Source organism: Enterobacter cloacae complex sp. SHL022, from assembly GCF_049237785.1.
Classification (GTDB): Bacteria; Pseudomonadota; Gammaproteobacteria; order Enterobacterales; family Enterobacteriaceae; genus Enterobacter; species Enterobacter hormaechei_C.
In genome coordinates this window covers 518,581-534,906 of the sequence record NZ_JBMKJH010000001.1, presented here as the reverse complement: position 1 = coordinate 534,906, position 16,326 = coordinate 518,581, and the positions used below count along the sequence as shown (strand labels likewise).

At 54.0% G+C, this 16,326-nt stretch carries 15 protein-coding genes and 1 riboswitch; of the genes, 6 read left to right on the top strand and 9 right to left on the bottom strand.

All coding sequences use genetic code 11. The features are described 5' to 3' along the window. Nucleotides 1-7: 7 nt before the first annotated feature. Both ACOTZD_RS02530 and ACOTZD_RS02525 read right to left on the bottom strand, forming a co-directional pair. The gene (locus tag ACOTZD_RS02530) at nt 8-487 is read right to left on the bottom strand and encodes a GNAT family N-acetyltransferase (RefSeq protein WP_032609688.1); all 480 of its coding nucleotides are present in this window, start codon (nt 485-487) and stop codon (nt 8-10) included. Beyond that, nucleotides 438-770, bottom strand: a complete 333-nt coding sequence (locus ACOTZD_RS02525; RefSeq protein WP_003859260.1) for an RcnB family protein — start codon at nt 768-770, stop codon at nt 438-440. The genes ACOTZD_RS02530 and ACOTZD_RS02525 overlap by 50 nt, the downstream gene beginning before the upstream one ends. Nucleotides 771-1,250: 480 nt before the next feature. On the opposite strand from ACOTZD_RS02525, the gene ACOTZD_RS02520 reads away from it, so the two are divergent. Genes ACOTZD_RS02520 through ACOTZD_RS02510 form a run of 3 tightly spaced genes read left to right on the top strand, consistent with a single transcriptional unit; the run spans nt 1,251 to nt 5,037 of the window. Further along, the gene (locus ACOTZD_RS02520) at nt 1,251-2,390 is read left to right on the top strand and encodes a polysaccharide export protein (RefSeq protein WP_032609687.1); all 1,140 of its coding nucleotides are present in this window, start codon (nt 1,251-1,253) and stop codon (nt 2,388-2,390) included. Then, a complete protein-coding gene (locus tag ACOTZD_RS02515) occupies nt 2,390-2,839 on the top strand; it encodes a protein-tyrosine-phosphatase (protein WP_003859256.1) in 450 nt (149 codons plus the stop codon). The genes ACOTZD_RS02520 and ACOTZD_RS02515 overlap by 1 nt, the downstream gene beginning before the upstream one ends. Next, nucleotides 2,839-5,037, top strand: coding sequence for a polysaccharide biosynthesis tyrosine autokinase (locus tag ACOTZD_RS02510; RefSeq protein WP_072139462.1), 2,199 nt, complete (start codon nt 2,839-2,841; stop codon nt 5,035-5,037). The genes ACOTZD_RS02515 and ACOTZD_RS02510 overlap by 1 nt, the downstream gene beginning before the upstream one ends. A 44-nt stretch (nt 5,038-5,081) precedes the next feature. Here the strand turns inward: ACOTZD_RS02510 and ACOTZD_RS02505 are convergent, their stop codons facing one another. From ACOTZD_RS02505 to ACOTZD_RS02490, 4 genes are all read right to left on the bottom strand, one after another. Beyond that, on the bottom strand, nt 5,082-6,548 hold the full coding sequence (locus ACOTZD_RS02505) for a pyridoxal phosphate-dependent decarboxylase family protein (RefSeq protein ID WP_003859252.1): 1,467 nt from the start codon (nt 6,546-6,548) through the stop codon (nt 5,082-5,084). An 18-nt stretch (nt 6,549-6,566) separates the two neighbouring features. Next, nucleotides 6,567-7,943, bottom strand: coding sequence for a diaminobutyrate--2-oxoglutarate transaminase (locus tag ACOTZD_RS02500; protein WP_015572345.1), 1,377 nt, complete (start codon nt 7,941-7,943; stop codon nt 6,567-6,569). 311 nt (nt 7,944-8,254) lie between these two features. Further along, a complete protein-coding gene (locus ACOTZD_RS02495; protein ID WP_003859249.1) occupies nt 8,255-8,698 on the bottom strand; it encodes a hypothetical protein in 444 nt (147 codons plus the stop codon). Nucleotides 8,699-8,882: 184 nt separating this feature from the next. After that, nucleotides 8,883-9,938 (bottom strand): YadA-like family protein, encoded by a 1,056-nt coding sequence (locus tag ACOTZD_RS02490; RefSeq protein ID WP_072139461.1) that lies wholly within the window; start codon nt 9,936-9,938, stop codon nt 8,883-8,885. A 615-nt stretch (nt 9,939-10,553) separates the two neighbouring features. Then, nucleotides 10,554-10,650: riboswitch (TPP riboswitch) on the top strand. Nucleotides 10,651-10,685: 35 nt separating this feature from the next. Between ACOTZD_RS02490 and thiM the strand changes: the two genes are divergently transcribed. From thiM to ACOTZD_RS02475, 3 genes are read left to right on the top strand one after another with little or no spacing between them, the layout of a single operon-like run. Further along, complete coding sequence (gene thiM, locus ACOTZD_RS02485; RefSeq protein ID WP_032609682.1) at nt 10,686-11,456, top strand: hydroxyethylthiazole kinase; 771 nt, start codon at nt 10,686-10,688, stop codon at nt 11,454-11,456. Next, nucleotides 11,453-12,253: a bifunctional hydroxymethylpyrimidine kinase/phosphomethylpyrimidine kinase gene (gene thiD / locus ACOTZD_RS02480; RefSeq protein WP_003859244.1), complete on the top strand. Its 801-nt coding sequence runs from the start codon at nt 11,453-11,455 to the stop codon at nt 12,251-12,253. The genes thiM and thiD overlap by 4 nt, the downstream gene beginning before the upstream one ends. A gap of 42 nt (nt 12,254-12,295) precedes the next feature. After that, nucleotides 12,296-13,042 (top strand): GntR family transcriptional regulator, encoded by a 747-nt coding sequence (locus ACOTZD_RS02475; protein WP_003859242.1) that lies wholly within the window; start codon nt 12,296-12,298, stop codon nt 13,040-13,042. On the opposite strand, the gene ACOTZD_RS02470 is transcribed toward ACOTZD_RS02475, so the two are convergent. The 3 genes from ACOTZD_RS02470 to ACOTZD_RS02460 are packed head-to-tail and all read right to left on the bottom strand — an operon-like array spanning nt 13,016 to nt 16,244. Next, on the bottom strand, nt 13,016-13,969 hold the full coding sequence (locus ACOTZD_RS02470) for a PfkB family carbohydrate kinase (RefSeq protein WP_045337646.1): 954 nt from the start codon (nt 13,967-13,969) through the stop codon (nt 13,016-13,018). The two genes, ACOTZD_RS02475 and ACOTZD_RS02470, sit on opposite strands and share 27 nt — an antisense overlap. Next, nucleotides 13,966-14,970: an ADP-ribosylglycohydrolase family protein gene (locus tag ACOTZD_RS02465; RefSeq protein ID WP_072139460.1), complete on the bottom strand. Its 1,005-nt coding sequence runs from the start codon at nt 14,968-14,970 to the stop codon at nt 13,966-13,968. Before ACOTZD_RS02465 ends, ACOTZD_RS02470 begins: the two co-directional genes overlap by 4 nt. Continuing rightward, nucleotides 14,967-16,244 carry a nucleoside permease gene (locus tag ACOTZD_RS02460; protein ID WP_058658055.1) on the bottom strand — a complete coding sequence of 426 codons (1,278 nt, stop codon included), beginning with the start codon at nt 16,242-16,244 and terminating at the stop codon, nt 14,967-14,969. Before ACOTZD_RS02460 ends, ACOTZD_RS02465 begins: the two co-directional genes overlap by 4 nt. Nucleotides 16,245-16,326: the final 82 nt, after the last annotated feature.

Sequence of the window (16,326 nt, the reverse complement as noted above, 5' to 3'; positions counted from 1 at the left end):
CCTGACTTTACCCAAGCCGATAGTGCATCAAATAATACTCCCCGTCCGGAGAATCTCCCGTCGCTTCAATGTGCCAGCCGTGGCGATGGTAAAACGCAATAGCCCGTTCATTCTTCACCAGACACTTCAGCGCGCCTGTACTGGTAAATGTCTTCTGTACCTGTTCCAGTAACAAATGACCCACTCCCAGACGCTGATACTGCGGATCGACAAACAGGTTGTGCAGAAAATTATCGTTCGTCCAGACTGAGGCAAAGCCAAGTCGGTGCCCATCCTGCTCCGCCACCCAAATCTCTTCGTCCAGGGTTGCCGCGTCAAAATCTTCAAGCTGCCACGCAGAACTGTCCAGCCACGGCCAGGCTTCACGCCGGGCGTGGAGGAACAGCGTGCGCAGGAAAGGGCGATCGCTCTCCTGCCACGGACGGATTAGGATCGTATCAGCGGTGATAGAAAATATCTCCGTTATAGGCTTTGTAGATTTTGCCATCGGCATCGCCAATCAGAACATAATTCTCGCCCATGTAGGTCCAGTGTGTGCCGGCATCGGGCGCAGGAAGGTTACGTAGCTGGTACTGTTTGATGGTGTACTCGGGCGTCTGATACTGCGCGGGCGCGGTGTCGCCAATTTTGAACTTCGTAAAATCGGCAATAAACTCTTGTTCTTCGTAGGCCTTGATGCCGGAAGGCGCTGTCGACGCTTGCGGTGCAGCGTGCGCGGCCCCCGCCAGTGACACTAATACACCCAGAAGCAACAATTTACGCTTAGCCATTTTTTCTCCAGTCATATCGTTACTGATACTTTTTGTGTGCAGATCCGCAAACGGATGGCAGACAGTTCATTTTAAGTATCCTCACAGGGTGAGTTTGCAAAAAATGTAACAAAAGCGCACGGTTTTGTGTAGTCGCAACCGTCATTAATTATTTCTTCGATGAATAAATATTGGCTTACGCAGATAACATAATTATGGGTTTATTAATTAATTCTGAAAAAACTTTTTCAAAGCAAATTTACAAAGATCCAGGCATGCATTAAACGAATAGAACATTTAAGATTGCCCGAAACCCTCTTTCCTAATCCGTAAGTCAGACGATGCATGGCTGTAAAAGCCAGGCCGCAGGAATGCTGTGGTTTTTTAAATGTTACTGCCATCACTGTTAATTAATTTAGCGGTAAGCGGTTGTTTTAGAATGGAAAGAATCATTTCGGTACGTATTCGATAATCAATACTATAAAAAGAAATTTTTACTCAATGAAAAACACAACAGTCTTTTCGATATTGTTTTTAATTATTACGCCATTATCTGGCTGCGTATTTTCACCGGGTCAGCATCTGGATCTTGCTGGAAAACAGGTGATGACCACAGAAAATGCAAACGATCGTCTGGAGAAGCGGATTGATGTTTATCCTCTTACGCCTTCGTTAATTGAAAAATTGCGACCATCGGCCCTTAAATCTCAGGCAAATCCTAAGCTGGATGAACAGGTCAAAAACTGGGAATACCGTATCGGCGTTGGGGATATTTTGACCGTCACCGTCTGGGATCACCCTGAACTGACAACCCCGGCAGGGCAGTATCGCAGCGCCAGTGACACCGGTAACTGGGTTAATGCCGACGGTACGCTTTTCTATCCTTATGTCGGTAAATTGCAGGTGGCAGGCAAAACGGTCGCACGGGTACGCGAGGAGATCACGGCCCGGCTGAACAATGTCATTGAAAGTCCGCAGGTGGACGTCAGCGTCGCCTCTTTCCGCTCGCAAAAAGCCTATGTGACGGGCGAGGTGGTGAAGTCGGGGCAGCAGGCTATCACCAATATCCCGTTAACGGTAATGGATGCCGTGAACGCCGCAGGGGGGCTCTCTGCCGACGCGGACTGGCGCAATGTCGTGCTGACGCATAATGGGAAGGATATGCGCCTCTCGCTATATGCGCTGATGCAGCATGGCGATCTCACCCAAAATAAGCTGCTCTATCCCGGCGATATTCTGTTTGTCCCCCGTAACGATGCGCTGAAAGTGTTCGTCATGGGCGAGGTCGTTAAACAGAGCACGCTGAAAATGGATCGCAGCGGCATGACCCTGGCCGAAGCGCTGGGCAATGCGGGTGGGCTGAACCAGAATATGGCCGATGCCACCGGAATTTTTGTCATTCGTTCGCTGCCGAAAAGCGAGCGTTCAGAGAAAATTGCCAACATCTACCAGCTCAATGCTCAGGACGCATCAGCCATGGTGTTAGGCACCGAGTTTCAGCTTGAGCCTTATGACATTGTCTATGTCACCACTGCACCACTGTCCCGCTGGAATCGCGTGATATCACAGCTTGTTCCGACCATCAGCGGGGTGCATGACCTTACCGAAACGGTTCGTTACATCAGATCGTGGCCGCAATAATGTTCAAATCAATACTCGTGGTTTGCACCGGAAATATCTGCCGTTCTCCGATTGGGGAGCGGCTTTTACGCCAGCACCTGCCCGACAGACATATCGCCTCGGCGGGGATATACGGGCTTGAGGGGTGCCCGGCGGATGACAGCGCCCAGGACGTCGCCTGGCGGCATGGGATCTCCCTCGACGGTCATGTGGCGCGCCGGCTGACACGCAATCTGATGCAGGGATCCGATCTTATCCTGGTGATGGAGCCGGAACATCTTCGCTTCATTGCGGCCATGGCGCCGGAGAGCAGGGGAAAGTCGCTGCTTTTTGGGCAATGGCTGGAGCCGCAGGATATCCCCGATCCCTACCGTAAAAGCCGGGAAGCGTTTGAATATGTGTTCGGGCTATTGGGTAAAGCCAGCCAGGAATGGGCACGTCGTTTAGGTCAGAAAGGAATGAAGCATTAATGTCGTCTTACACAACAGACAATTATGGTGCAGCGGCACCCCAACAACATGAAGTCGATCTCGTTCGTTTGCTCGTCGAGATGATCGACCACCGCACGATGATTCTGTGCGTAACATTCCTGTTCACTCTATGCGCCGGTCTCTATGCCTGGGTTACACCCCCTGTTTATCAGGCGGATGCCATGGTGCAAATAGAAAGCAAACAGGATAACAGTCTGCTTAAAGGGCTGAGTCAGCTGGGCACCGATGTTTCGCCGGATGTTGCCCCTGAAATTTTACTGCTGAAATCACGCATGATCCTCGGCGAGACCGTCGACAAATTAGGTCTGACGCAGCAGGCAAAGCAGCGCGTTTTGCCTGTGGTGGGGCGTCTCTGGCAGCGTCTGCAAGGGCGCGGGCAGGGTAAGATCACGTTAGGCGAACTCCAGATCCCGCAGGTGGAAGGCAAGGCGCAAGGGCTCACGCTGACCGTACAGGAAGCGGGAAAATATCACCTGACGGGCGAAAACATTGAGGCAGACGGTCGGGTTGGGAAAACGCTGGTCACGCAAGGGATCGTTCTGCTGGTGACGTCGATTGAGGCGACGCCAGGCACGCAATTTTCGCTTAAATCGTTGACGCGGCTGGAGACGATCAACGCCCTGAAGAAGAGCCTCACGGTTGCGGAGTCGGAGAAACAGAGTGGTATCGTGACCTTAACCCTGACGGGGGAAGATCCTGACAACATCGCCCGGGTGCTGAATGCGATTGCTGACAATTATCTTCAGCAAAATATCGCGCGCCAGGAGGCTCAGGATTCTCGTAGTCTGGATTTTTTACAAGAGCAGTTGCCGAAAATCAGAGCGGATCTGGATCAGGCTGAAGCACGGCTGAATGCTTATCGGGCGCAGCGTGACTCGGTGGATCTGTCTTTAGAGGCAAAATCCGTACTGGATCAGGTAGTGAACGTTGAGAACCAGCTAAATGAGCTGACGTTCCGGGAGGCAGAGATCTCCCAGCTCTTTAAAAAGAGTCACCCTACCTATCGTGCATTGCATGAAAAGAGACAGACCCTTGAGCGGGAACGGGATCGCCTGAATAACCGTGTGTCAGCTATGCCCTCCACGCAGCAGGAGATTTTACGCCTGAGCCGCGATGTTGAGTCGGGCCGCACCATTTATTTACAGCTATTGACGCGTCAGCAGGAGCTGAATATTTCCCGCTCCAGCGCTGTCGGGAACGTGAGGATCATTGATGAGGCGGTTACGCACCCGGATCCGATAAAGCCGCGAAAAGCGTTAATCATCATTCTTGGCGCGCTGTTCGGCCTAATGCTCGCAATGGGGACCGTGCTGGTACGCCAGGCGTTCAAACGTGGGATCACGCTTTCCGAGCAGCTGGAAGCGCAGGGGCTGCCGGTTCTGGCTACGTTGCCACGTTCCCAGTGGCTGTGGAGTAAAACGCATTTGCGCAGAAAAAATCCGTTCTCTCGTCGCTGGAAACACAAAACCTCGGATGTGCCTTTCCTGCCCGTCGATCGCCCTGCTGATATGTTTGTTGAAGCGGTACGCGGGCTGCGAACCAGTCTGTATTTCGCCATGATGGAGGCTGAGAACCGCATTGTGATGATTTCTGGCCCCACTCAGGACTGCGGAAAAACGCTGGTGGCGACGAATCTGGCGGCCGTCGCCGGGCAGAGCGGTCAGCGGGTGCTGTTTATTGATGCGGATATGCGCCAGGGCTATGTTCATAATATTTTTGGCCTGGAGAACCGCTACGGATTGTCCTGCCTGCTTGAAGGGAAATGCGACTTTACGGAGGTCATTCAGCATGCTGAAAAAGCGGGAATTGACGTCATCACCTGCGGCCCGGAACCCCTGCGTCCGTTAGAATTGCTGTTAAGCGAACGCTTCCTTGACATCATGTCCTGGGTTAACGAGCAATATGACATTGTCATCATCGATACACCGCCAGTCCTGGCCGTCACCGATGCCTCGCTGGTCGCCAGAGCAGCCGGAACAACGCTAATGGTTGCCCGTTTCGATAAAACCAGCGTGAAAGAGATGGAGAATACCGTTAAACGTCTCCAGCATGTTGGTGTGAAGGTCAGCGGCACAATCCTCAACGATATTGTTAAATCCGCAGCGCTGTTTTACAGCTCGGGGTACAGCCAGTGTGACTACGGTTATGCTTCGAGGAAAAAAGGAGACAGGCGTTAGCGCGGGAAAAACAATCCCTCTCCCGGGTGGGAGAGGGATAAGCATTACTTCGCCATCACTTCCTGCGCGGTACGCTCAACCAGAGACAGCAGGACTTTAACATCCTCCAGCGTCACGGTTGGGTTCAGCAGGGTCAGCTTCAGGCAGGTGATACCGTTATGCTCGGTCACACCGACGTTTGCACGGCCAGACTCCAGCAGCGCATCGCCAATTTTCTGGTTCAGCAGGGCAATACCGGCGTCATCCATTTGCGCCTGCGGACGGAAGCGGAACAGCACGCTTGCCAGCTGGGGTTGCATCACCAGTTCCAGAGCCGACTGCTCTTTCACGTAAGCCGCAACCTGCTGTGCCAGCGTCACGCCGTGATCGATGATTGCCGCGTATTGCTCCTGACCCAGCGCTTCCAGGCTCATCCACAGTTTCAGCGCGTCGAAACGGCGCGTGGTTTGCAGAGATTTGGAGACCAGGTTAGGTACACCTGCTTCTTCATCGAACTCAGAGTTCAGATAGGCCGCCTGATAGCGCATCAGCTCATAGTGACGCGCTTCCTTCAGCAGGAACGCACCGCAGCTGATGGTCTGGAAGAACTGCTTGTGGAAGTCCAGGGTGACGGAATCCACCAGCTCGATACCGTCCAGGTAGTGACGATACTGCTCAGACATCAGCAGCGCGCCGCCCCAGGCCGCATCAACGTGCACCCAGATATTCTGTTTCGCAGCCAGCTCAGCAATAGCACGCAGCGGATCGATAGCACCCGCATCGGTCGTACCGGCCGTGGCCACAATCGCCAGGATCTGCTCGCCGTTCGCGTTGCACTGTTCGATTTTCGCCGCCAGATCGGTGAGATCCATGCGGGAAAATTCGTCCGTTTTCACCTGCACCACGGACTGGTAGCCCAGACCCATCAGCGCCATGTTTTTCTGCACGGAGAAGTGTGCGTTTTCCGAGCACAGCACGCGGATCTTACGCAGATCGCCTGTCAGACCGTCCTGCTGAACCGAGTGGCCCTGACGCGCAAAGAACGCGTCACGCGCCAGCATCAGCCCCATGAGGTTACTCTGGGTACCGCCGCTGGTGAAGACGCCTGCGTCGCCAGCCTGATAACCCACGCGGGTACGCAGCCACTCGATCAGTTTGATCTCGATGATGGTTGCGGACGGGCTTTGATCCCAGGAGTCCATACTCTGGTTGGTGGCGTTAATCAGTACTTCCGCCGCCTGGCTAACCACCAGGCTTGGGCAGTGCAGGTGCGCCACACACTGCGGGTGATGAACGGACAAGCTGTCTTTCAGGAAGAACTCCACGGCGCGTTCAATCGCCGCTTCGTTACCCAGCCCTTTCGGGTTGAAATCCAGCTTAATACGGTCGCGCAGCTCCGCGACCGTTTTGCCCTGGTACATCTCAGGCTGTTTCAGCCACTGCATCACAGCCTGAGTGCTTTGTTCAATCGCCTGCTGGTAAGCTTCAATGCTCTGCGCAGAGGAGAACAAAATTGGGTTTGAATCAGACATCGTAATCAATAACTCCGGTTACGCCGGGCTAACGCCCGCAGCAAGCAGTGCCTGCTCGAATTTATCCAGGAAGACTTTCAGCTCGTCATCGCTGATCAGCAGAGAAGGCAGCAGACGCAGAACGATACCGTTACGGCCGCCACGCTCCAGAATCAAGCCTGCTTCGAAGCACTTCTTCTGAATCAGTGCAGACAGCTCGCCGTCGCCCGGGAAGCAACCCATGTGGTCAGCGGCTTCGTGCGGCTTAACGATCTCAATACCGATCATCATGCCCAGGCCGCGAACGTGACCGATAACCGGATAGCGTTTCGCCATCTCTTTCAGCTGGCCTTTCAGCCATTCGCCCTGTGCGGCCACTTTGCCCGCGATATTCTGGTCTTTCAGGATCTTCAGCGTCGTCAGACCGGTTGCCATCGCCAGCTGGTTGCCGCGGAAGGTACCGGTATGGTGGCCTGGCGCCCATGCATCGAACTGCTTTTTGATACCGAGCACGGCCAGCGGCAGACCGCCACCGACTGCTTTAGACATCACGATGATGTCTGGCTCGATACCTGCGTGTTCGAAGGCAAAGAATTTACCGGTACGGGCAAAGCCAGCCTGGACTTCGTCGAGGATCAGCAGGATACCGTGTTCCTGAGTGACTTTACGGATGCGCTGCAACCACTCAACAGGCGCCGGGTTCACGCCGCCTTCACCCTGAACGGCTTCGAGGATCACCGCGGCAGGTTTACGCACGCCGCTTTCAACGTCGTTAATCAGATTTTCGAAGTAGTAGGTCAGCGCCTTCACGCCCGCTTCACCACCGATACCCAGTGGGCAACGGTACTCGTGTGGGTAAGGCATGAACTGGACTTCTGGCATCATACCGTCAACCGCTTCTTTAGGAGACAGGTTGCCGGTGACGGACAGTGCGCCGTGGGTCATACCGTGGTAACCACCAGAGAAACTGATGATACCGCTACGACCGGTCACTTTTTTCGCCAGCTTCAGCGCCGCTTCAACGGCGTCAGCCCCGGACGGGCCAGTAAATTGCAGGCAGTACTCTTTGCCCTGACCAGGCAACAGAGAGAGAAGGTATTCTGAAAACGCGTCTTTCAGCGGCGTGGTCAGATCCAGGGTATGTAACGGCAAGCCGCTGGTAATGACATTTTGGATGCTTTTCAGCACATCAGGATGATTGTGGCCAAGCGCCAGGGTGCCTGCGCCAGCTAAACAGTCAAGGTATTCTTTATTATCTGCATCGGTGATCCACACGCCTTCTGCTTTTGTGATCGCTAAAGGCAGTTTGCGCGGATAACTCCTGACGTTAGATTCAAATTCGGCCTGACGGGCCAGATAGGTTTCGTTGCTTTTGTGGGCATCTACGGTGTCAATACGGACTTTATCCGTCATCATATCACTCCTACAACCGCCGCTTCGTTATGAGCCACGATTGAATAAAAAGTTAAAAAACAGATGGGGCCTGAAAAAAACGCCGCCAATATAGAGCCTTTTGTCACCGGGCTCAATGGTTAATTTGTTTACTGTTTTGTGACACAGGGCACAGGGCAGGGAAGAACGCCGTTTGTATGGGGAAGATTGCACTTTATGCTAAATAAAAACAGCAGCTTACGTATGATTTGTCAGCATTGTAAAATCAGACAAAAGAGTGTGACAAATCGTGCGATTGGCAGGCGAAAAGGAGGCAGAGAGCCTCCTTACGCTGTTTATTTCTGACTAACGCGTAAAACGCCGTGTTCGCGTCCCTTCGTTTTATTCCATGACGCGTCCGTAATACCGTTTTCATCCAGGCTTATCGATATCACAAAACCGTTACCATGGATCTCATAGAAATTCGCATTCAGACGTTTAACGCTGGCTTTTTTGCCGTTCACGGTAGCGCTAAAAAAGCCGTTAGAAAGCGTGGCGTTAACCGTATCCGACGAGAACGAGGCTTCACGCAGGGGATCGTGAACGGATGCCGTTGGTTCGTGTTGTGCCGTGTTTTCCGCTTTGGTTTTGCTGACATCGCAAGAGCCATCGCCAGCGCTAATTTGCGTGCATCCCGAACGTTCTAATTGAGCGCGATAATGGGCGTTTATGGCGTGCGCAGGCGAGACACAACCTGCAAGCACGGTACCACTTATGACTAACATCATTAATTTTTTCATTTTATTGCCTTAAAAACGACACAAATACCAGGAGACATACATCACGCCGATCCAGATCCCGACCGAAATCAGCATTAGATACAGGGCTACCGAAATAAAAATATATTTAGACATCTTTTTGTATCAACGAAATGCTCATCCGCAAAATGAGGCTTTATACTTGTCCCGACGATTGTTTTACGCTTTAAAAGCCCATACCAATCCCAACCGAAGCGCCCATATTATTCGCAGTGTCATCTGAGAAGCTCACTTTCGCGATGACATGGGAATTAAAGTTAACGGACGCACCGACAGCAAGCGCGCTCTCACCGTTGTAAGTCGCACCACCAGCAGAGAACATGACGCGCTGATTGGTTTGCACTTGTGGCAAACCCGCCATCGCCATCGCCCCTGAAATACCGGCATTAGCCTGCTTCTTATTATTGTCCACTTCATCACGCAGAGATTTAAATTGCTGGCTGGTGTTAGTATTCATTGCCTGTAATGACTGCCTGGTGGCTTGCAGATCCTGCGTGGCGGCAGTAACAGCCATGCTATTTTTAGCGACCTTCGCCTGGGTAGCTGTATCCAGCTGTCGTTGTGTCACGGTGGTTGTCACACCATCTTTACCGTTATGACCGTCTGCACCGTCGCGACCGTTTCTTCCCGCAATGCCTTGTGCGCCAGTATCACCCTTATCACCTTTCATACCTGTCGCGCCAGCATCGCCTTTTTCACCCTTCGCGCCAGTTACACCGGTATCCCCTTTATCGCCCTTTGCGCCAGTCGCGCCGGTATCCCCTTTATCACCTTTCGCTCCATCTGCACCGTTGATGGGTTTAGGTGCATTTTCGAGAGCAGTAAGGCGGCTATCCTGAATATTATCGACGTGTTGAAGGTTGATAATGGCTGTGCCGTTAGTCGCCACACCCTGTAAGGCCGTCTCACTTTTCAGACTGGCGGTATCGGCAAGTGCGCCAGCAAGCAACGCTTTCTGATGTGCGTCGTTAGCCATTTTATCCACGACTAACACGCCCAGTTTTGTGGACTGAAGGTCGTCGTTAACCTGCGTTAAGCGGTTATCCGTTGCGCTATCACGGTTAATACTATCAGCGTTGTTTTGTGTAATTTGATCCTGATGGTCATTTACAATATTAGTGATTTGCTGATCGTCCCAAACCGTATTCGCGGCTTCAGCCTGGCTCATTGTACCCGCTAAGACAATGCCCATTACAAAAATAGCAGTAAAGTTTTTATTCATAGATTTCATTTAAAAAGCTCACATCATTAATTATCGAAAATACTGAAGCTGAACAGCTTTATTTTTTGGATTTAAAAAACGGTTGAAGGTTGTCTAAATCTTATTTAGTAACGCGAGTGAACTATCAATTAAACGCAGACCAATGATGTTGATCTAAGTCATAAATACTATGAATAGTTCCGAGGGCGTAAAAGTCATTTTGCGGTTGTTATTAATGTAAACATTAAAGTGAAAATGACGAGGGAAATGAGAGGGTAAGATTAAGTAATTGACAGAAATAAATTTCTGCAAAATAAATGTTTACATTGATGCCTGAGTTTATTTCATACGAAAGCAGGTGGGCTGTCTTATAAAATCACTCCCGGTGAGTCATTATGGATAAAAATAAAATTTCTCAGCACAGAAAGTGAATATTATATTTAATGAGTTCTTAACAAATATGGCGGGATAATTAACTGAACAATAATGTATACATATTGAGCGTAGTTAATATCTTGTCGTTTATTGTTCGTTACAGGGGGTTAACGGACAGCCCAAAACTCCTTGCACCCGGGTTACCCCCCGGTTACACTACATGACTACGAAATGCCATTTTGTAAGTAACTGTTTTATAAGTAATTTGACTCGGGGTGCCCTTCTTTGTGAAGGCTGAGAAATACCCGTATTACCTGATCTGGATAATGCCAGCGTAGGGAAGTCAGATGCCTACCCGGTCATCGCTTCTTCACGCACGGCAGGAGCGAAACCATGCAGCCTGACCTGCTCGACTCACACGTTTTACATCAATTCCGAACCCGTTCCCCGCTCACGCACTGTATGACCAACGATGTCGTGCAGACCTTCACCGCCAACGTGCTGCTCGCGCTGGGCGCTTCCCCGGCAATGGTGATCGAAGCCGAGGAAGCGGAACAGTTTGCCGCGCTTGCCGATGCTCTGCTCATCAACGTGGGTACACTCACCGCACCGCGCGCCCAGTCGATGCGTCGGGCTATTGAGAGCGCTGTAGCCGCGGGCACACCCTGGGTTCTGGATCCGGTTGCGGTTGGCGCGCTGGCGTTCCGCACCCGTTTTTGCCAGCAAATATTATCCCTTAAACCTGCGGCCATTCGTGGAAACGCCTCCGAAATCCTCGCCCTTGCCGGAATGAGTGCGGGCGGGCGGGGGGTTGATTCCACCGATACGGCAGCGAGCGCGTTGACCGCTGCGCAGACGCTCGCCCGTCAGACCCATGCCGTTGTGGTCGTCACAGGAGAAGTGGATCACATCACTGATGGTCAGCGAACCCGTACGGTCGCGGGCGGCGACCTGCTGATGACCCGCGTGGTAGGAACTGGCTGTGCGCTCTCGGCGGTCGTCGCCGCCTGCTGCTCGCTGCCTGGCGACAGGCTTGATAACGCGACGGCTGCCTGCGGCTTTATGAAGCGCGCAGGGTCAGTTGCCCTGACTCAAAGCCGGGGGCCCGGCAGCTTTTCCTCCGCGTTTCTGGACGCGCTTTACGCGCTGGAGGAACAGGTATGACACGCATAAATGCCCTGACTATTGCGGGAACCGATCCCAGCGGCGGAGCGGGGATCCAGGCAGACCTGAAAACCTTCTCTGCGCTCGGCGCTTACGGATGTTCGGTTATCACCGCGCTGGTGGCGCAAAACACGCGCGGTGTACAGTCGGTGTATCGCATTGAGCCGGATTTTGTCGCCGCACAGCTGGATTCGGTATTCAGCGATGTACGTATCGACACCACCAAAATTGGCATGCTCGCAGAGGCGGACATTGTTGAAGCGGTCGCGGAACGTCTCAAACGTTATCAGATAAAAAACGTGGTGCTCGATACCGTGATGCTGGCCAAAAGCGGCGATCCGCTGCTCTCCGCCTCGGCCGTCGACACCCTGCGTAAAAAGCTGCTGCCGCAGGTGGCGCTGATCACGCCAAACCTGCCTGAGGCCGCCGCGCTGCTGGATGCGCCACACGCGCAAAACGAACGTGAAATGAAAGAGCAGGGCAATGCGCTGCTGGCGATGGGGTGTCGCGCGGTACTGATGAAAGGCGGTCATCTCGATGATGCAGAAAGCCCGGACTGGCTCTTCACCCACGATGGCGCGCAACGTTTCACCGCCCCGCGCGTACAGACCAAAAACACCCACGGCACGGGCTGTACGCTCTCGGCGGCGCTGGCGGCGCTGCGTCCCCGAAACGCGAACTGGGCGGATACGGTACAGGAGGCGAAGATCTGGCTCTCGGACGCGCTGGCAAAAGCCGATTCTCTGGAAGTGGGTCACGGTATTGGGCCGGTTCACCATTTTCATGCATGGTGGTAAGCCGTATACTGGCATAAAACCTTATGCCAGAGAAAAACAGAGATGGAACAAGCGCATACCCGGTTAATTGCTCAACTCAAGGAACGAATTGCCGCACCGGACAACACGCCGCTGTATCTGAAATTTGCCGAAACGGTTAAAAACGCGGTACGCAGCGGCGTGCTCGCGCACGGTAATATTTTGCCTGGCGAGCGCGATCTGAGCCAGCTTGCCGGTGTGTCGCGCATTACGGTGCGTAAAGCGATGCAGGCGCTGGAAGAGGCTGGCGTCGTCACCCGCGCGCGTGGATACGGTACGCAAATCAACAATATCTTTGAATATTCGCTAAAAGAGGCGCGCGGGTTTTCTCAGCAGGTGGTGCTGCGGGGCAAAACGCCCAACACGCTGTGGGTTAATAAACGCGTCGTGAAATGTCCGGAGGAGATCGCCCGCCACCTTTCCCTTGCGCCAGACAGTGATGTATTTCTGCTTAAGCGCATCCGCTATGTGGATGACGATGCAGTATCGATAGAGGAGTCCTGGGTACCAGTAGGATTAATTCCCAACCCGGACGACATTGGCGTCTCGCTTTATGATTACTTCCGCAGCCAGAATATCTTTCCGCAGCGCACCCGGTCCCGCGTCAGCGCCCGGATGCCGGACAGCGAGTTTCAGGCGCATATCAAGATGGACGATAAGATACCGGTGCTGGTGATCAAGCAAGTCGCGCTCGATCAACAGCACCGGCCAATTGAGTACAGCATCAGCTACTGCCGCAGCGACCTATACGTCTTTGTGTGCGAGGAGTAGGGCCTCGCGCGTGGGGGCGCAGTCGCCACCGCGATGGCTGACTACCCAGGCGGCTACGGCATTGCCAAGCTGCACCGCCTCTGGCAGTGACCATCCCGCGGCCAGACCGGCAAGGGTACCTCCCGCATGGCTGTCACCCGCGCCGATGGTATCGACCACGGTAGCAGGAAACGCCGGAACGTGTCCGGAAGCGTCACCGTCATACCAGACCGCCCCGTCTTTATCATGGCGTACGATCAGCGCAGCGCCAAACCTCTGCTGCCACCGTGTGCCGAGCTCTTCCACGCTTACGCCAAGCCATTCTGCGGCAAGTTCCGCCTCCTGACGATTAAGCGAGACAATCGGTTTGCAGGCCATAATCCTTGCCATCAGCGGGTCGGGAATATCCGCGATGCGCGGACCGAAATCGATAAAGAGCGTCGCATCCTGAAGACTTTCCAGCCAGGCCGTCAGCAGCTCACCGCTGGGGGACGCCAGCTGGTAGCCGGACAAAGAGATCAGGCTCCCTGCCGGCACGCTTAACCCGTCCAGCCAGCGCTGCTGCCACTGATTCTCCACGCCGCTGAACGACATAAAGGTCCGTTCACCGTCAGGCTCCACCAGCGCCAGGCACCAGCCGTTATCACCCGTTTCCGCTTCCACGGCGCTGTGCAGATCCTGCTTCGCCATGGCGTTACGGATAATATCGGCCCACACGCCGTGGCCGACAGGAAGCGCGTTTTGCGCAGCAATGCCGAGCCGCTTCAGGGCGATGGCAATATTCAGCGCGCAGCCGCCAATATTCACTCCCTGTTGCTTCAGTTCGATATCACACCCGCGCCAGGGCAGGGCGTAGGCGTCGGCAATCACGTCGATGACCGCCGCGCCGAGCACCGTTACGGGACGCGTGGCGTGAAGGGTTTCGAGACGGCGGGCAAAAGCACTCATACGCCCTCCCTGTGCTCCCGGAAGTGCAGCAGTTTTTCACAGTAGTGGCCGAAATCGAGCCGGTTTACGGCATCAAGTTCGTTTTTGAGTGCCGGATCAATGGCCTGTACACCGTGCAGCGCGCCGCAGATGGCTGTTGCCATCGCGCCGATAGTGTCAGTATCACCACCCAGGTTGGCGCATAACACCGCGCAGCGGTTCGGATCGGTACCCGCGAGTTCGACCATCGCAATCGCCGCCGGAACGGACTCAAGGGTGCTCGTGCCTGCGCCAATAAGCTGATAGATCTGCTCGCTGGCGGTCTCGGTACCGTTGGCTTCGCGCACGGTTTTCAGGGCCAGCTCAATACGAGCGGAAAGCGATGCGCTGAAGGTGGTCGTGTTCGCCTCCTGTGCCGCATGGGCAATACCCGGCAGGGCATCGGCGATGTTCTGCCAGCGCTCGCCGTCGATAGCGCGTGAAACCGCCCAGGCGATCACCACCGCACCGGCGATAGCGAGATCCGATTTATGGGTCGGGCTGGAGGCTAACGCAACCTGTTCCACAAAGTGCGCCAGACGCGTGGCCGGCAGCAGGCATCCCAGCGGGGAGGCGCGCATCGCCGCACCGTTGGTGACGCCGTTGTTCTCCAGCTGGCTCACCGGCTTGCCGTCACGGATGGCGTTCAGGGCAATTTTGGAGGTCGGGCCGAGCACATTCTTATTGAACGCGTCAAAATCCAGCGCCCAGTCCAGAATATGCTTACCGATAACGTCAGGGTTAATTTCCCCGTCGCATTCGATAATCGCGTCGGCCAGGCACAGCGCCATTGACGTATCATCCGTAAATTCGGCCTGCTTAAAGTAACAGGCGGCATTATTCTCAGCCGGGCCGGGTAAGAAACGGTCGATCCAGCCGAAGTGCGCTTTCACCCGCTTGCGCGGCCACAGCTCCGACGGCATCCCCATCGCATCCCCTAACGCCTGCCCGTAAAGAGCACCGAGAATACGGTCTTGTTTCATTTAACTTCCCCTCGTGTCAGCGCGGTATCGCCATCAACCACCTCAATTGCGGTGATCTCTTTATCCGATTCGCGGAAAAACAGCATAAACAGCACGGCAATCACCACAATCATGATTGCACCAAACGTCCACATTCCGGCCCAGTTGAAGGTCAGCCCATTCACCGGCTCTTTATATGCGAACATTTTTTCCATCATCACGCCGCCGAGACGGTAACCCAGCAGGCTACCAAAGCCCTGACAGCACAGCGTGATCAAGCCCTGCGCCGCGTTGCGCATATGCACGGGCGCTTTTTTATCCACGTAGATGTACGCGGTGACGTAATAGAAGTCATAGCTTACGCCGTGCAGCAGAATGCCGAGGAACAGCAGGGCGTAGGTGAAGTATTGCTCGGCGCCGCCGTAAACAAAGAAACCGTAGCGAATGGCGGCGGTGATCAGACCCAGCAGCAAGACCTTCTTAATACCAAAGCGTTTGGTAAAGAACGGCAGAGCGAGCATGAAGAAGATTTCAGAGAACTGGCCGAGGGTCATCCAGCCGGTGGCGTTTTTCATCCCCACTTCGGTGAGATAGCCGTTGGCAAAGATGTAGTAGAAGGCCAGCGGCATGGCGAACAGGAACGAGCAGAAGAAGAACACCAGAAAGTTTTTATCGCGCAGCAGGATCAGCGCATCCAGCCCCAGCATCACTTTGAAATCCAGCTTGCCGGTACTCTTTGGTGGCGTGTTCGGCAGGAACAGCGCGAAGACGCCGAGCAGAAGGGAGCTGGCAGCGGTCATCAGCAGCGGAATATTGGTGTCAGAGATGTCGCTATAGCCCATCATCTGCGGCAGGAAGCCGCACGCCAGGCCGGAGGCAATCCAGCCGATGGTGCCCATCACGCGGATGCGCGGGAAATCAGCCTCTACGTCATCGACGTTCGCGAAGGCGATGCTGTTGGTCAGCGCGATGGTCGGCATATAGGTCAGGGAGTAGGCCAGCAGCAGCGGGAAGAAGGTGCTGAACTGGGTTTGCTGTGCTGCGAAATACATCAGAACCGCGCCAGCGAACATCAGCACGGCCAGCACTTTCTGGGCGGCGAAGAAACGGTCCGTCAGCGAGCCGACCAGGATAGGAGAGAGGATCGCGGCAATCGCGGTACAGGCATACGACCAGCCAATTTCCCCGGCGGTAAACCCGCTCTTACTCAGCCACAGCCACAGCGGCACAAACCATGCGCCCCAGATAAACCATTCAACGAACATCATGAATGACAGTTGGACTTTCGTTTTCATTTTTTAATCCTGCATGTCAGAGGTACGCATGTAACATACCATGTGATAATACCTTTTAAATACCTTTAAGGCGATTGTTTGA

Coding starts and splice junctions, on each gene's coding strand:
- ACOTZD_RS02530 (WP_032609688.1), bottom strand. CDS start 487: ATGGCAAAATCTACAAAGCCTATAACGGAGATATTTTCTATCACCGCT.
- ACOTZD_RS02525 (WP_003859260.1), bottom strand. CDS start 770: ATGGCTAAGCGTAAATTGTTGCTTCTGGGTGTATTAGTGTCACTGGCG.
- ACOTZD_RS02520 (WP_032609687.1), top strand. CDS start 1,251: ATGAAAAACACAACAGTCTTTTCGATATTGTTTTTAATTATTACGCCA.
- ACOTZD_RS02515 (WP_003859256.1), top strand. CDS start 2,390: ATGTTCAAATCAATACTCGTGGTTTGCACCGGAAATATCTGCCGTTCT.
- ACOTZD_RS02510 (WP_072139462.1), top strand. CDS start 2,839: ATGTCGTCTTACACAACAGACAATTATGGTGCAGCGGCACCCCAACAA.
- ACOTZD_RS02505 (WP_003859252.1), bottom strand. CDS start 6,548: ATGTCTGATTCAAACCCAATTTTGTTCTCCTCTGCGCAGAGCATTGAA.
- ACOTZD_RS02500 (WP_015572345.1), bottom strand. CDS start 7,943: ATGATGACGGATAAAGTCCGTATTGACACCGTAGATGCCCACAAAAGC.
- ACOTZD_RS02495 (WP_003859249.1), bottom strand. CDS start 8,698: ATGAAAAAATTAATGATGTTAGTCATAAGTGGTACCGTGCTTGCAGGT.
- ACOTZD_RS02490 (WP_072139461.1), bottom strand. CDS start 9,938: ATGAATAAAAACTTTACTGCTATTTTTGTAATGGGCATTGTCTTAGCG.
- thiM (WP_032609682.1), top strand. CDS start 10,686: ATGCAGCCTGACCTGCTCGACTCACACGTTTTACATCAATTCCGAACC.
- thiD (WP_003859244.1), top strand. CDS start 11,453: ATGACACGCATAAATGCCCTGACTATTGCGGGAACCGATCCCAGCGGC.
- ACOTZD_RS02475 (WP_003859242.1), top strand. CDS start 12,296: ATGGAACAAGCGCATACCCGGTTAATTGCTCAACTCAAGGAACGAATT.
- ACOTZD_RS02470 (WP_045337646.1), bottom strand. CDS start 13,969: ATGAGTGCTTTTGCCCGCCGTCTCGAAACCCTTCACGCCACGCGTCCC.
- ACOTZD_RS02465 (WP_072139460.1), bottom strand. CDS start 14,970: ATGAAACAAGACCGTATTCTCGGTGCTCTTTACGGGCAGGCGTTAGGG.
- ACOTZD_RS02460 (WP_058658055.1), bottom strand. CDS start 16,244: ATGAAAACGAAAGTCCAACTGTCATTCATGATGTTCGTTGAATGGTTT.